Genomic DNA, 15,836 nt, shown 5'->3' with positions numbered 1-15,836 from the left:
ATAATAAATGAAAAAGCATATTCGCCTAAATATGATTGTTAAAAATGAGGCGCATGTCATCTTAAGATGTTTGGCGTCAGTTAAACCTTGGATAGATTCATGGTGCATTGTAGATACCGGTTCTAGTGATGGTACGCAGGACATTATTCAAGACTATTTAAAAGACATTCCTGGGCAGTTATATGAACGGCCTTGGAAAAATTTTGGGTACAACCGTACAGAGGCACTACAGCTTGCAGTCTCAGAAGATCTGCCTGCTGCGGATTATCTATTATTCATTGATGCGGATGAACAGTTACAAGCCGCTGAAGATTTTGTTTTACCTGCACTTACGGCGAAAGCCTATTATTTTCCTGTGATTTATGGTGCTTTGCGCTATCGACGCAATGCCATGATTTCTACAGCTCTAGAGTGGAGTTGGAAAGGGGTCATACATGAATATCTTCACTCACAGCAATTACATCGTTGGCAAACACTTGAAGGCTTGAACATATTTGTTCAGCATGATGGTGCTCGAGCAAAAAATAAAAATACATATCTCAATGATATTGCTTTGCTGGAACAAGGACTCATAGATGAGCCAGATAATTTGCGCTATGTTTTTTATTTGGCACAAAGTTACCGTGATGCTGGCATGTTTGAAAAAGCACGCGAGTATTTTTTAAAGCGTGCTGTAGCAGTTGGTTGGGAGGAGGAGCGCTGGATGGCCCAATTTCGGGCGGCGCAAATGGCTGAACGTCTAGGGCTAGATGAAGTCATCATTCATCGTGAATATTTAAAATCATGGATTTCAAATCAGTCACGCGCTGAACCACTCTATGCTCTAGCACGTTACTATCGGCTAAAAAAAGACTTTGACTTAGCTTGCTATTTTGCTATGCAAGCTATCGATATTCCTAGCCCCAAAGACGGGTTATTTGTGGATGCAAGTATCTATGAGTGGCGAGCATTAGATGAGTTGGCTGTTTCAGCAACCTATTGTAAAATATATAAAAAGCAAGGCCAAGAAGCCATGCAAAAATTGCTAACAGAAAAAAAGTACCCGAAGACACAGCAAGTGCGCATGTTGGCAAATGAGAAATTTTATAAATGAAAAAAAAGGAAATGATTCGCTCTGAATCAAAATCTGAATCCATCTTTTTAATGAACAAATGGTCTATTGCCGAAAAAAGAACGCATTTTATTTGTATGCTTAAGAGTTCTGGTTTTTGGCACTCCTCTTTATATTTAAGTTTAGTTCTATTGTTTCCCGTGACATTTGCAAGTGCCAATACAGAACAACCATCTTCTGTTAAAAGTAAAATCAATCAAATATGGCAGCCTAAACCTGACGATCAAGCCAATACGATTAAAATTGATGATTTTAATCGTTTATTCACCAATACATCGTCAGTCCAAGAGTTACCAAAAATAAGCGCCGCAGTGACGACTGACATGCCTAGTAGTAGTGTAAGGTCTGTCGCTGTAACAAAAAGAAGCCAACTGGATTTTTTAGATGCGATTCGGCAGGCATTGCAACGTCGTCCCGAAATTACTCAAGGCATTGCGGAAGTTGCTCAGCAGCAAGCAAATATTGATACCGTTAAATCACAGTATTTTCCTCAAATTTCAGGAGGATTTAATACTGGCGACTTTACGACAGGAGAGCGTGGCCGACAAGTTTTTAGTATTTCTGCGACACAAATGCTTTATGACTTCGGCAAAATAAAAAGTGCTGTGACTGTCGAACAAGCAAAGTTGATGCAAGACCAAGCACAGTTATTACTTGAAATTGATGATATTTCATACCAAGTAGCCAATGCAATTGTGAACATCAAACGTTATGAAGAGCTCGTAAAAATTGCTGATCAACAAATTAGTGGTATTGGTCGTATCGCCGAAATAGCGCGGTTACGTGCACAAGCTGGTATTAGTAGTCAAGCAGATCCGATTCAAGCGCAGTCAAATTTAGAAGCAGCGCAATCGACCAAGGTGGTTCAGGAAGCCCAATTACATCAGTATCAACAAAAACTCAGAACTTTATTGGGATACGACGTTTCAAATGTAAATATAAATATGCCCAGTTTTTTAGTTGAAAAAGCAGGGCTATACGATGAAATTGATTTTAATAACGTTTCCAAAATGATGGCAGCGCAAACGGCAGTTCAGATTGCGAAATTTCAGAAGCAGCAAACTAAATTAAATGTCTATCCAACGTTAAATATTAAAGGCAGCCTGAGTCAGGCGGTAAATGGTCGTAATCCAAATAATAACGAAGATGATGGTTTTTATAATTCTATCATGCTTGAAGCTTCAAGCACCTTTTTTCAAGGTGGAGCGATTAGTGCGAGAAACCGTGCTGCTAGTTATGCAGAGGAAGCAGCTAAAGCACAAGTCAGTACTGTTTATTTAGATGTATTGGATCAAACTCGTTTGATTCAGACAGAAGTGGAAAGTAAGCAAAAGCAAATGGTGGTTCTTGCGCAACGACGTGAAACCACAAAACGAACTAAAGAACTCTATCAAGAACAATATAAATTAGGCACACGAACTGTTGTTGACTTGCTCAATGCAGAACAAGCAATACATGGCGCAGCTCAGGAAATTGAGGCCGCGCGCTATGATATTTATGCGGCACTGATTCGATACATTGAAATTACTGGACGTAGTAGAGCGGTTTATCAGTTAAATAATACGCCTATTCAGGGGTTTGAGGTGGTGTCATGAGCAGTTCATTGAATTACCAACCATGGCTAAAAGCAGTGCTTCGTATTGCAAAGCATTATCGTATCGAAACATCAGAAGAACAACTTCGTTTACAACTCAACTGGAATCAAAGTGATTCTATCGCGGAGACTTTGACACTCATAACCCGTCAACTAGGAATGAGTCTGCGTCAAGTGCCATTCAGTCAAGATTTACTCAACCCATGGTTGTTACCTGTCGTTGTCGAGTTATCAGATGGACAAGTCGCTGTAATTGAAAAAGCCGATTCAGATGGCAATATCAGCATGCAGTTCAGTGCTGACGAAGGGCTTACACAAACCTATACCATTACGAAACTACAAGAACATATTCGCTTTGTTTATATTATTCGACCTGAAAAATCGGTGAGTGATGTCCGGGTTGATGAATACATCAAGCCTTATGAAGCCAGTTGGTTTTGGAGCATCGTATTACAAGACTGGAAACGTTATATCGACATTATGTTTGCCTCTTTAATGGCGAATATTCTTGCATTAGCAACCGTCGTATTTTCTATGAATGTCTATGACCGCGTCATTCCAGCACAGTCAATCCCAACGTTGTGGGTGCTGGCAGGTGGGGTATTAATTGCGGCAATTTTTGAGTTTTCGATACGCGTTGCACGGGTTTTTTTATCGGACATTATTGGTAAAAGAGCAGATTTAAAAATATCGGATCGGGTATTTGGTCATGCTTTACGCATTAAAAATAAAGAACGCTCAAAATCTACGGGGACATTTATTTCTCAAATTAGAGAATTAGAAGGGGTTCGTGAACTAGTCACTTCAACCACCATCTCAGCAATTGCCGACTTACCTTTTTTCTTAATGTTCTTAGTAATCTTTTGGCTCATTGGCGGCAATCTGTTTTGGGTCATGCTTGTGGTTGTCCCCCTGATGATTTTACCAGGTTTGCTGATTCAAAAGCCTTTAGCAAAACTGGCTAAAGAAGGTATGCGTGAGGGTGCGATTCGTAATGCCATGCTCGTTGAAGTGGTACAGGGTATTGAAGACATAAAACTGCTTAGAGCTGAGTCTCGCTTTCAAAATCAATGGAACCGAATGAATGAAATTTCTGCGGATATTTCTATGCGTCAGAGAAAGTTGGTGGGTGTGTTGAATGCATGGACACAGAAGATTCAAGGGTTGACCTTTGCTGTTGTCGTGTTAGTGGGGTGTTTTGCGGTCATGAAAGGTGAAATGACAACGGGGGCATTGGTGGCATGTTCGATGCTGTCTTCTCGCATGCTTGGACCTATAGCCCAAATTGCAGGGGTACTTGGGCGCTTACAACAGGCAAAAGTTGCAAAAACAGGTCTAGATGAACTGATGAAACGTGCTGTTGATCAACCTGAGCGGGCACATTTAATTCATCGACCTGTGATCAATGGTGATTACGATTTAATAGATGTTAGCTTTAAATACAGCGATGAAGATGCAAAACCCAATTTACACATTGCTAAATTGGTCATAAGAGCTGGCGAAAAAATTGCGATTCTTGGACGAAATGGTGCAGGTAAATCGACCTTATTACAGTTGTTATCGGGGATGCAAGAACCCACACAAGGCAAAATTAAACTCGATGGACTGGAATTAAGACTGATTGATCCCGCAGATGTAAGGCGAGATATGGGATTGCTCAATCAAAATGCACATCTCTTTTTTGGCACAGTTCGAGAGAATTTGACGCTTGGAGCACCTCTGGCCAGTGATCAAGAAATTTTAAATGTCTTAAAAATTACAGGTGCACTCGATTTTATTCAAGCTAAAAAGGAAGGGCTTGATTTTCAAATTTTAGAAGGTGGTACTGGGTTTTCAGGTGGGCAACGTCAGGCTTTGTTAATGGCGCGCTTGTTGATTTGTCAGCCGAATATTTTACTGCTCGATGAACCAACGTCATTTTTAGATGAAGTCACAGAAAAACAATTAATTGATCATTTAAAGCACTGGTTAAGACCAAAAACCATGATTATTGCGACGCATCGTCGTGCGGTTTTAGAACTTGTCGATCGGATTATTGTGGTGAACGACGGAAAGATTGTAATGGATGGACCACGAGATCAGATTCTAAATCAATCAAAACAACAAAAAACTGCTGAGGTGTTGAAGTCATGAGTCAAACGGAATCTAGTAAAAAAAGCGTTTCTGCTCTCAACTTTCAACCGCCTTTACCGAGTGTTAGCAAGTTCATTTGGGTGATTTGTATTGGATTACTTGTGCTGTTGGCTTGGGTATGGTTTTTTGAATTAGAAGAAGTCTCTACAGGCTCAGGTAAAGTCATTCCATCATCTAAAGAACAATCGATTCAATCCTTAGAAGGCGGGATTTTAACTAAACTGTATGTCAGTGAAGGGGAAATTGTAAAGCAAGGACAAGTTCTAGCACAGCTAGATCCAACGCGTTTTGCTTCAAATGTAGGTGAGTCAGAATCACTCTTAATTGCGTCAAAAGCGACTGCTGCACGACTTCGTGCGGAGGTCAACGCTACTCCCTTGGTATTTCCAGAAGATGTGCTAAAAATACCTAAGTTAGTCAGTGAAGAAACTGCATTATATCAATCTCGCCGTTCAAATTTAAATGATTCGGTATCTGGCTTAAGTCAGGCTTTGGTTTTGGTGGAACAGGAGCTTGCGATGACAGAACCCCTTGTCGCAAAAGGGGCAGCCAGTGAAGTAGAGGTACTTCGTTTGAAACGAGAGGCCAATGACCTTCGAAATCAGATGAACGATATTCGCAATCAATATTATGTGAAAGCACGGGAAGAATTGGCCAAAGCCAATATTGATATTGAAACTCAAGCACAGGTGATTAAAGGCAAAACGGATACCTTAGAGCGCACTGTTTTTAAGTCACCTGTACGGGGCATTGTCAAAGAAATTGATGTGATGACCATTGGTGGTGTCATTCCACAAAATGGAAAGTTGATGACCATCGTTCCTTTAGATGAACAGCTTTTAATTGAGGCCCGCATTTCGCCACGCGATATTGCTTTTATTCGACCTGACCAAGAGGCTTTGGTGAAAGTGACGGCCTATGATTATTCAATTTATGGCGGTTTGCATGGAAAAGTGACGGTCATTTCACCAGATACAATACGTGATGAAGTCAAACAAGATCAGTTCTATTATCGTGCTTATATCCGTACAGACTCTGACAAACTCATCAATAAGCAGGGTAAACAATTTAACATTACACCGGGTATGGTGGCAGTCGTGGATATTAAAACGGGGCATAAGACTGTGTTGGACTATTTAATAAAACCGTTTAACAAAGCCAAAGAAGCGCTGCGTGAACGCTAATATCCGTCCACTGGTTTAAAACACTAACAAAGCCAACGGTGACATCATATGCGTTGGCTTTTTTATTAAGTTACGGGTTTTACAAATAAGAATCAGCGCTGAAAATTTGCCTGAGATAGACGCTGTTTTTAATCATTTATGCTTTGGTTTTGGTCGAAACCCAGCACAGCAAAGCACCGAGACAGACCATCAACGCGCCTTGCCAAAAACTGAAAGTTAAATGAGTATTTAAAATGACAGCGGAAACCACAGCAGAAAGCACAGGAATAAAATACGACGCAGCAGCCAAGAGCGTGACATTGCCATGCAATATACCAATATTCCATGCGCCATAGCCCATACCCATTGCAAAGGCTGCGAGGACTAAATAAATGGTGGGTTGCAGTTCAAAACTGAAAGTGCCCTCACCTAACAACAACCATTTAACCCACAGCACAATTGAAACTAAAATGAAAAATAGCGTTACTCCATTTTTACCTTTCGCCATTTTTGCGGTGAGGGTGCAATAAGATGCCCAAAGTACAGTGCCGAGCAATGCCAAACCATAGCTTAGAGGGTTATTTTGAACATTGCTGAGCATGCCTTTAAAGCTTAATCCTTGATCACCGCCCAGCACCCAACAAATACCGATCAGTGAGATTAAAAAGCCGGGTACGATGAGAAAATTGGCTTTGTGTTTATTAAATACAATCGCAAAAATAATGGTAAAGGTCGGCCACAGGTAGTTCACCATACCAACTTCGATGGCTTGTCGACTGCTGGTTGAGTAACCAATGGACAGGGCAAGGCAAATTTCATAAGAGACAAACAGCAAGCTACCCCAAACCAGATAGGGAAGAGGAAATTCTTTTAGCCGAGGCCAACCAAATAAGAGCAACAAAAAAACAGAGGCCAACGAGTAAATGAGGGCGGCTCCACCAATTGCTCCAAAGCTGTTGCTCACTTCTTTAATCAGAGCAATAATTAAACTCCATAATACAATGGCCGCCAGACCAATCCATGTTGCTTTCGTTGAGTTCATTTTGTTTGTAGTCTTTAACATATTCATTTAATTTGTAAATTCTGTTTAGCATCTCCATTGTTTAGTTTAAAAACAGATTTACAGTGCAATTTTAAAGGCTACTAAGCGCCGCAGACATTATACGGAAAAATGGGGGGCAGTCGCTTATAAACCTGAGGATGAATCACGTGAATTTACTTCACCTCAAGGGGCTGCTCATGCTGCTTGAGAATATTTGCCAAACTTTGTACAGCACACTCCATTTGTGTCAACTCAAAATCTCCTAAACCAACCACTAAGCCAGAGCGTTTACATTCTAAGGAAAAGGTTGGAGAAACCGCTTTAATCGCGATACCAGCATCTAGTACAGCTTGAGCAATTTTCCGATCATCCATGTAATGTGCAAGCCATAGCACCATATGCATGCCTTGATCTCCAGCTTGTAAATAGCCTAAGTGTTTTGGAATATAACGCTCAATCATGTCAATCAAATATCGACGGTTCTCTGCATAGACATTACGAATACGTCGAATATGACGTTCTAAATAACCTTCTTGAATAAAAGCAGCCAAAACATGCTGATCAGCAGAGGGAGGATGACGGTCGATCAAAACACGCAATCCACAAAAAGGAGCGACCAACGCTTTGGGTAGTACGGCATAGCCGAGTCGCAGTGATGGGAATAGCACTTTGCTAAATGTCCCCAAATAGATGACTTGTTCAGGTGCTAACCCTTGCAAGGCTGGAAAAGGCTGGCCACTGTAGCGCAGTTCACTGTCATAATCATCTTCAATAATCCAAGCGCTTTGCTGTTTGGCCCACGTGAGCAATGCTGTGCGTCTAGCTAAACTCATCGGCATGCCAATTGGGTATTGATGAGATGGGGTGACAAAAGCAGCTCGGGCATTTGGCGCGAGGTTTATACCTGTATCGACTTGAATTCCTTCTTCATCCACGGGAACACGAACAATGTGTAAGGGTTGTATTGAGTTTTCTAGTAGCGCGGTTGTACCTCGGTAGGCAGGGTCTTCGACCCAAACTTGGTCTTGTGTTTTAAATAGAATCTGACTACAGATATAGAGTGCCTGTTGGATGCCACTGGTAATCACTATTTGCTCAGGTTCACAGTGTACAGAACGAGAGCGTCGTACATAGTCAGCAATCGCAACTCGTAAGGAAAATACACCTTGTGGGTCATCATAACCTGAGGGTGCGCCTACTCCTCGAGCACGATAGCGGTTGCCAAATTTTCTCCAAATATCATCTGGTTGGGTGCGCCCAATAGGCACAGAGACTGCAAAAGGAAGATGGGGAAGCGGTTTAAATTCTTTCAATACTTCAGCATAAGCCTGAGCTGCGGGTGTCAGCTGAACGTGAGTAGGCTGAGTATTTCTCCGCTCCTGCGTTTGCTGAGACTTTGAATGCGATAAGGCATCTGAAACGAAAGTTCCTTGTCGCGCACGTGCCTCTAAAACTCCTTCAGCTAAGAGTTGATCATATGCTTCAATTACGGTGCCACGCGAAACACTTAATGTCATCGCCAATTCTCGCGATGAAGGCAAGGGATCGCCTGCTTGTAAATCACCATTTTGCACCGCTTGTCGCAAGGCTTGAATCAGTTGGGCGGCTATTTGTCCCTGCACTTTATTGAGTTTTGCGATAGAGGGGAGCTCTACAACTTTTGCCATTCTTGCCATAATTCTGGTCTACTTAAAGTAATACAAACTGGTACTTTTGAATAATCCAATTAAACCTGAAAATTTACAACAACAAATATAGCAACAGTGAGTTTAAGGAGGTTGTGCCGTGTATATTCCAGCAGATTTTGAAGTGACTCAAATAGATCAGATGCACCAGTTGATGCGTAATGCTCCATTGGGAATCTTATTTACACATGGGATCAGTGGCTTAGATGCAAATCATTTACCCTTTGAGTTACAAGCCGATAATACAGAATTTGGAATATTGCATGCCCATGTCTCTCGAAATAATCCTGTTTGGCAAGACCTGAAGAATGGTGATGAAGTGTTGGTGGTCTTTCGAGCTGGAGATGCGTATATCTCACCGCAGTGGTATCCCAGCAAACAAGAGCATCATCAGCAAGTACCGACATGGAACTATCGAGTGGTACATGCTTATGGTCGTGTGACTATCTGGGATGATGAACGTTATGTTCGTGGTGTGGTGGCGCGTTTGACACGAACCCATGAAGCGACACAACCCGAGCCGTGGAAAATGTCAGATGCTCCGAAGGACTATCTTGAACCTATGCTAAAAGCAATTGTGGGGATCGAAATCGAAATTACTCAGTTGCAAGGCAAATCGAAACTTGGCCAAAACAAAGAGCACCGAGATGTTCTAGGTGTAGCGAATGCACTGACAAAAACGGGACAGCTTGAGATAGCCGATGCAATGCATTTGATTGCCGCATCAAAAATCAACTCGAACTAGCCACAGATGATCCAATTTAACGAATTGAAATATAAGGAGTGAGCATGCAGTGCTTAAAACCTGTGGTTTTACAAGGTGAGAGAATTATATTAAAACCGCTTGAATTTGAACATGCACCAGCACTGTGTGAGTCAGTGCGTGATGGTGAGTTATGGAAACTGTGGTATACCCGCATTCCTTCACCTGAGCAGATGACGGCTGAAATCCAACGCCGCCTAGATTTACAGCAGATGGGTAGTATGTTGCCATTTACGGTGGAAGAAAGAGACAGTGGTAGGCTGTTAGGGATGACGACTTTTATGAATATCGAAGCCGAGCACCGCCGTGTTGAAATTGGTTCAACATGGTATCGCCAGTCCGCGCAGCGTAGTTATGTCAATACGGAGTGTAAAAATCTTCTGCTTTCGCATGCATTTGATACTTTGAATTGTATTGCGGTTGAGTTCCGTACGTCTTCTTTTAATTTTAAAAGTCGGGCTGCGATTGAACGTTTAGGGGCAAAATTAGACGGGGTACTTAGAAGTCACCAAATTGTGCAGAATGATATTTTAAGAGATACATATGTGTACAGTATTTTAAAAAGTGAATGGCCTGCGGTGCAGCAGCATTTGAGAGCGCTCTTGAGCAAGAAATAACGTTTTGTCTAGCCGACTCGTTTCATTAGAGAAAAATAATACATAAAAAAGCGGCATTACTTTCATATGAAAATAATGCCGTAGATGTGCAACTAAATGATCAGTGAAAGCTTGATATAAACTTATTTCTTAGATTTAAGTTTTACCAGTCGTATTTTAGTCCCACTCTAAAGTTAGTTGGTGCGCCATAATAACTATTGGTAGTGGATAAATGATATTTCTCATTAAATAAGTTATTTAAATTGAAGTTCACTAACAGATTTTCATTGATTTTATAACGTGCCATCAAGTCAACCAATGCATAGCTGTCCTGTGTGAATCGAGCACCATTCGGCCCGCCATCTTGATAAATTTCACTTTGCCAGCGAAGGCCGCCACCTACTGTTAAAGCTTCATCAAGATAAGGCAGGGTATAAGTGGTAAATAATTTAGCGGTATTGTTTGGGATACTTGTATTTAAGTTCTTGCCATTTTTGTCCTGAGATAAATTTCGAGCAAAACTTGCAGAAACTTGCCATGTATCTGTCAGTTTGCCTGTGGTTTCTAACTCAAAGCCGCGGCTTTTTGTCCCTGACTCTGTGCGATAAACTTGAATTAGATTGCCATCAGGCCCTTTAATTTTATGTTTATTGCCATTTGCATCAAGGACTTCTACAGCCTTGTTGTCCTCTTGGGTTTGGTAAATGGCAGCACCAACGTTTAACTGATTATCAAAGAACTCACCTTTAATCCCAAGTTCTGTACTATTCCCGACCAGAGGCTCTAAATAGCCCAAATTAATATCCATTTTGTCTTGCGGAGAGAAAATGGTGGTATAGCTAGCATAGCCAGTCCACTGCTCTGTTAAGTCATAAGTGATACCGAAGTATGGAATGACTTCGCCATTTTCTTGTTGCTTTTTGTATGAGGTAACAACATCAGCAGTATTATAATTACGAGTAACGCGTTGCCAGTTTTCCACACGCGTTCCTAAAATCATCGCCAGTGGATCTGACAGTTTTAGACGGATTGCGCCAAATACAGATTGGCTTTGGTCGTCACCACTATAAGAACCATTAATTGGCATTTCAGGGCGTGTAGGTGTATTTCCGTCCCACTCGAAAATATTATTTAAAGTACTTACACTCCAACCTGAATAAGTTGGGCGTTTATTTTCACTTTTGGTATAAGTCGTACCTAAAACCATGTCATGAGTTTGATTAAATAAGTCAAATGAGCCATTTAAAGTTAAGTTAAATAGGTCCTGAGTGGGTTCATAGTCCCAACGTGTTCCGTAAAGGACTGCACCAGCTCCAGTTTGTTTGTTTATACCAGAACTAGAATAACCATAACCAACCACTTCGTCAGAGGCAGTAATGGTTCTGGAGGCTGTACCTTTGAGCTTCCAACGTTCATTAAACTGGTGTTCAACATCTGCAAAATATGCAGTTGTTGTCCGATTTGAATAGGTCCAATCGGCAGCATTTGAATCCGAACGTGACCAATCGATGAGACTGCCATCGGTATAAAATGAAGGTAAACCGCCACGGGCAATACCTGAAATATCCATTTGTTGGTAGCTAACACCTAAACTGGCTTTGGTTTTTTCTGTGAGGTCTGCCTCAACAACACCATAGGCAATTTTACGTTCTTCACTATAGCGGTCGATATAAGAGTCACCCGTTTGATAGGCTAAAACGGTACGTCCACGAATCGTGCCTGCTTGGTTTAATGGAGCCGAGACATCGACATCGGTACGATAGGTGTCCCATGAACCTGCGCTAGCGCTGACAGAGGCTTTAAAGTCTTGTAAGGGTTTCTTACGTACCATATTAATACTTGCACTGGCAGAGCCTGCACCTGTCATTAAACCATTGGCACCACGTACCACCTCAACACGGTCAAATAAAGCAGTGTCCTGACTTTGGAAAATACTACTATATGAACTCATCAGCTTTACGCCATCGAGCAAATAGTTATCAACCGTTTGACCACGTGCATAAATAGGCGAATTATCACTGCCGATGTTACCGCTTTGGTTAATAGTTAAACCTGCGGCCTGTGAAACAACATCGGTCAGTTGCGTCAGGTTTTGGTCTTCCATTTGTTGGCGGGTAATAACACTCACCAATTGTGGCGTCTCTTTGAGTGAAAGTGCCAAACCCGTCGAGGCTGTGGTGGCTTTGGCTGTATAAGAACCCGAGCCTTCAGTGGTTAAGTTATTGCCTGAGTTTGCTTTTAAAGAAATAGTTGCCAGTTGAGCTGTGCCGTCTGCACTGGTCACTTGACTATTGTTTGTACCTGAAGCGTTATTGGCTTGACTATGAATGGCTTCGAGTTGAACTTCTCTTGCTTGAACACTATAGCCGCTATTGTTGACTTTTACTGCAAGCAAAGCATGAGGTTGTAATAATGCAGCCAACGCTTGATCGACTGCATAATTACCTTTTAGCGCCTTCGCTTGCAAATTTGAAAGAGCCTTTGAGTCATAGCTGATGGTTGTCCCTGTTTGGATTGCGAGTTGTTTTAGCGCCTCATCTAAAGGGAGTTGAGTAATATTCACAGGATACGTTGTGGCAGCATAAACAACAGTAGTAGCGAAGCTTCCTGCCATCAGTGGCATGCCCCATAAAACTGCGCGAATAGCCATCGCTAATCTACTTTTTGCCTGATAATCCTTCATGCGGTGTTCTCGACTGGGAGTGTATTTCTGTATAAGTCGAGTCAGTTCAAAAAAAGGGTCAAATTTTTATCTTTTTTTTATTTTTAATAAATAAGCACTGTAATAATCTAATTCAAGCCGATGGGTATAGGCCAAGTTCTCTAGACTTTGCTTTGGGTTTTTTAATGAAAACACCCCTGAAACACGAACTTTTTCTAACTCAGGATCGATAAAATAAGTTCCATTTTGATAACGGTACAATTCATCTAGCACTTTTTTAAGTGGCCATTGTTCTACAACTAGTAAATGTTGTGTCCAATAGGGTTGGTCATTTTGAAGCGGGTTGATGACTGAAATTGAACTGGCATCAAAACTGGTACGTTGACCTTGCTGTAAAAGTTTTCGTGTCGTTGTTTCAGCAGGATATAAAGCTACTGAGTGTTCATAAACTTTGACTTTGGTGCGATGTCGGTCTTCTTGGCGAACGGTAAATTGAGTACCGAGTGCTTCAATTTTGCCATCTTGGGTCGTAACCATAAATGGACGATGCTGCGGATCTTTTGCCGTCTGAATATAAATTTCACCTTCCACCAATTCAATTTGTCGAGTTTGTTTTGAAAAGTCGACATTCACATAACTATTACTGGCTAAAATCAGCTTCGTGCCGTCAGCCAAAGGCACTGTTTTAATTTCACCCACTTGGGTATGGTAGTCGGCTTGCCACTTTGCCCACGGCATACTATATGCACTTAAACCAAGGACTAAAAAGCCCGATAGCCCAAACAGCATATTGTGTTTTAAAGAAGTATTAAATTTTTGCTTAGACTCGACTAATGCATCAGGTTGGAAAGAGGAAGGTAAACCCGATAAACCTTGAGTAAAACGTTCGATCTGTGAAATGGCTAAAGCATGTTCCTTACTTTCAGACTTCCATTGCTCAAATTGCTCTCGTTGTTCCTCCGTTACCTCTCCAGAATGAATCAGTACCAGCCAATCGGCTGCTTCATCTAGGATATGATTAGGTAAAGAAGAGTGCTGAGGCATAAGCGTTATAAAGAAATGAATTAATCAACGGGATTATAAAGAGTTATACAAGCTAAAAAAGCCTGCTTCATATCTCTTTTTACCGTTGCTTCAGAAATGTTCAGCTTTTCGCTAATCGCTCGATAGGTCAGACCATCTAACTGAGACAACAAAAAGACTTGAGATGTACGTGTCGGTAGTTTCTCAAGCATACGATGAACCTGATACAAGGTTTCTCGAATGCACACCTCATGTTCTGCCGAAGGGTAGTAGTTTTCTGGTAGTTGTGCCAACGCATCTAAATACAACCTTTCAACATGCTGATGCCGCCAGTGATCAATGATCACATGTTTAGCAATACCCATGAGCCATGCTTGAGGCTCTTTAATTTTTTCAAAACAATATTCACTTTTAAGTGCACGATAAAACACCTCCTGACTCAGGTCTTCAGACTGATGGTGGTGTTGCAGTTTGTGTTTAAACCATGACAACAAGGTTGTTTGATGGGTGTTGTAGAGATGACTAAACCACAATTTTTTTTGGACATTTAAGTTCATATTTTTAACTCATGACCCTAGAAAAATATCCTGAATCTCAGCAGTAAAAGTGGGATAAAGAAATGAAAGATTGAATATTAATGAAAATCATTATTAAATGCAATTACAAATCGCAACATTTAGCGTGAGCTGTTTTTTGTTTTCATCCGTCTTATTAATAGATATGCGTGATTTGGGATAGGAAGTTTCAATTTTTTAAATACTTAATTTGATCAAATTTTAAAAAATTGTATGGAACTTCCGGTTTTGAACAGTATGTGTTGGGCGAGAATTTTTTGTAATGAATAGGAAATGTAATGAGTGAGCCATTGAATAATAACGACCCAACAAAACATTTTCTTCATCGTCGAACACTTTGGATTGGATTCATCATTGTCATTTTATTGTTAGGCATGGGAGGGCTGTATTGGAAAAAGGCCATGTCGCAGCCTAGCGAAGAATATAGTCAATGGGATAAACCTGTGCCTGTACGTGTCGTTCCTGTCCAGCGACAAGACCTGCAGGTGGAAATCAAAGCCATTGGTACAGTCATTCCGACCCATACAGTGAATGTTCAAACTCAGGTTTCGGGTGTTCTCAAGCAGATTTATTTTAAAGAAGGTCAGACTGTCCAGAAAGGGCAACTTCTTGCTCAAGTTGACCCTGCACCATTTCAAGTGGCTTTGGCACAGGCAGAGGGGACACAACAGCAAAACTTAGCCCAACTCCGAAATGCAGAAACGGAGTTAGCACGTTATCAACTGCTGTTTAAGCAAGACTCAATTGCTAAACAACAAGTTGAGCAACAGCAAGCTTTAGTCAATCAGTTGAAAGGGCAAATACAAGCCAACCGAGCTGAGGTTGATGCAGCCAAATTACAATTGTCTTATACCAAAATTTATTCACCGATTAATGGTCGAGTTGGTTTTCAGCAGAAAGATGCAGGTAATTTAATTCAGGCCAATGATACGACAGGTTTGGTCAGCATCACCCAAGTTCATCCTATTTATGTACAGTTTTCAGTTGCGGAACATGATCTAGCTCATTTGCGTAACAACATGAAACAGGGACATCAAGTACCCGTTAAGGCATGGGATAAAGCAGAACAAACGCAACTTGCGGTTGGGCATGTACAGGCTTTGGATAACCAGATTGATGCCAATACAGGCACATTAAAGATCAAGGCCATTTTTGATAATCGTGATGATGTTTTATTTCCTAATCAGTTTGTCAATGTTCGTTTAAATGCACAGACCGTTCAAGATGCCATCAGTATTCCAAGCGACGCCGTGCAACATGGGGCCAAAGGCACCTATGTGTATATCGTCAATTCGCAGAAAAAAGCAGAAATTCGGATGCTCACTCTGGGTTTAAGTTCTAACGGGCAGATTCAAGTTTTAACAGGCTTAAACGGTACGGAGCAGGTGGTTTTAGAAGGGATTGACCGACTTGCAGAAGGCAAAGAAGTTCAAATTGTCTCGGATCAATCTCAAGCCATGGCCACATCAAAACCTGCTGTTGGATAAGA

General features: G+C 41.3%; 12 protein-coding genes. 7 read left to right on the top strand and 5 right to left on the bottom strand.

Translation table 11 applies throughout. The features are described 5' to 3' along the window. Positions 1 to 7: 7 nt before the first annotated feature. From AC5EUN_RS09355 to AC5EUN_RS09340, 4 genes are read left to right on the top strand one after another with little or no spacing between them, the layout of a single operon-like run. Complete coding sequence (locus tag AC5EUN_RS09355; protein WP_159153713.1) at positions 8 to 1,093, top strand: tetratricopeptide repeat-containing glycosyltransferase; 1,086 nt, start codon at positions 8 to 10, stop codon at positions 1,091 to 1,093. Next, the gene (locus AC5EUN_RS09350; protein ID WP_159153714.1) at positions 1,090 to 2,706 is read left to right on the top strand and encodes a TolC family protein; all 1,617 of its coding nucleotides are present in this window, start codon (positions 1,090 to 1,092) and stop codon (positions 2,704 to 2,706) included. The genes AC5EUN_RS09355 and AC5EUN_RS09350 overlap by 4 nt, the downstream gene beginning before the upstream one ends. Further along, on the top strand, positions 2,703 to 4,838 hold the full coding sequence (locus tag AC5EUN_RS09345) for a type I secretion system permease/ATPase (RefSeq protein WP_493352294.1): 2,136 nt from the start codon (positions 2,703 to 2,705) through the stop codon (positions 4,836 to 4,838). The genes AC5EUN_RS09350 and AC5EUN_RS09345 overlap by 4 nt, the downstream gene beginning before the upstream one ends. Then, a complete protein-coding gene (locus AC5EUN_RS09340; protein ID WP_493352293.1) occupies positions 4,835 to 6,022 on the top strand; it encodes a beta-barrel domain-containing protein in 1,188 nt (395 codons plus the stop codon). The genes AC5EUN_RS09345 and AC5EUN_RS09340 overlap by 4 nt, the downstream gene beginning before the upstream one ends. Before the next feature lie 136 nt (positions 6,023 to 6,158). Here AC5EUN_RS09340 and yddG read toward each other — a convergent pair whose 3' ends face one another. Further along, on the bottom strand, positions 6,159 to 7,043 hold the full coding sequence (gene yddG, locus AC5EUN_RS09335; protein ID WP_279731892.1) for an aromatic amino acid DMT transporter YddG: 885 nt from the start codon (positions 7,041 to 7,043) through the stop codon (positions 6,159 to 6,161). A 173-nt stretch (positions 7,044 to 7,216) separates the two neighbouring features. Further along, positions 7,217 to 8,719 carry a MocR-like pyridoxine biosynthesis transcription factor PdxR gene (pdxR, locus tag AC5EUN_RS09330; RefSeq protein WP_279731891.1) on the bottom strand — a complete coding sequence of 501 codons (1,503 nt, stop codon included), beginning with the start codon at positions 8,717 to 8,719 and terminating at the stop codon, positions 7,217 to 7,219. Positions 8,720 to 8,828: 109 nt separating this feature from the next. Here pdxR and AC5EUN_RS09325 point away from each other — a divergent pair, with 109 nt between their 5' ends. Then, a complete protein-coding gene (locus AC5EUN_RS09325; RefSeq protein WP_279731889.1) occupies positions 8,829 to 9,473 on the top strand; it encodes an FMN-binding negative transcriptional regulator in 645 nt (214 codons plus the stop codon). A 44-nt stretch (positions 9,474 to 9,517) separates the two neighbouring features. After that, positions 9,518 to 10,108 (top strand): GNAT family N-acetyltransferase, encoded by a 591-nt coding sequence (locus AC5EUN_RS09320; protein WP_493352292.1) that lies wholly within the window; start codon positions 9,518 to 9,520, stop codon positions 10,106 to 10,108. Between the two features lie 142 nt (positions 10,109 to 10,250). Here the strand turns inward: AC5EUN_RS09320 and AC5EUN_RS09315 are convergent, their stop codons facing one another. From AC5EUN_RS09315 to AC5EUN_RS09305, 3 genes are all read right to left on the bottom strand, one after another. Continuing rightward, the gene (locus AC5EUN_RS09315) at positions 10,251 to 12,770 is read right to left on the bottom strand and encodes a TonB-dependent siderophore receptor (RefSeq protein ID WP_279731822.1); all 2,520 of its coding nucleotides are present in this window, start codon (positions 12,768 to 12,770) and stop codon (positions 10,251 to 10,253) included. Between the two features lie 66 nt (positions 12,771 to 12,836). Then, positions 12,837 to 13,793, bottom strand: coding sequence for a FecR family protein (locus tag AC5EUN_RS09310; RefSeq protein ID WP_279731823.1), 957 nt, complete (start codon positions 13,791 to 13,793; stop codon positions 12,837 to 12,839). Between the two features lie 20 nt (positions 13,794 to 13,813). Further along, a complete protein-coding gene (locus tag AC5EUN_RS09305; RefSeq protein ID WP_279731824.1) occupies positions 13,814 to 14,329 on the bottom strand; it encodes a sigma-70 family RNA polymerase sigma factor in 516 nt (171 codons plus the stop codon). A 296-nt stretch (positions 14,330 to 14,625) separates the two neighbouring features. On the opposite strand from AC5EUN_RS09305, the gene AC5EUN_RS09300 reads away from it, so the two are divergent. Then, on the top strand, positions 14,626 to 15,834 hold the full coding sequence (locus AC5EUN_RS09300; RefSeq protein WP_279731825.1) for an efflux RND transporter periplasmic adaptor subunit: 1,209 nt from the start codon (positions 14,626 to 14,628) through the stop codon (positions 15,832 to 15,834). Positions 15,835 to 15,836 lie beyond the last annotated feature (2 nt).

It is taken from the genome of Acinetobacter sp. CAU_H_S170_2, assembly GCF_058890445.1.
This window is presented reverse-complemented; position numbering and strand designations above follow the sequence as displayed.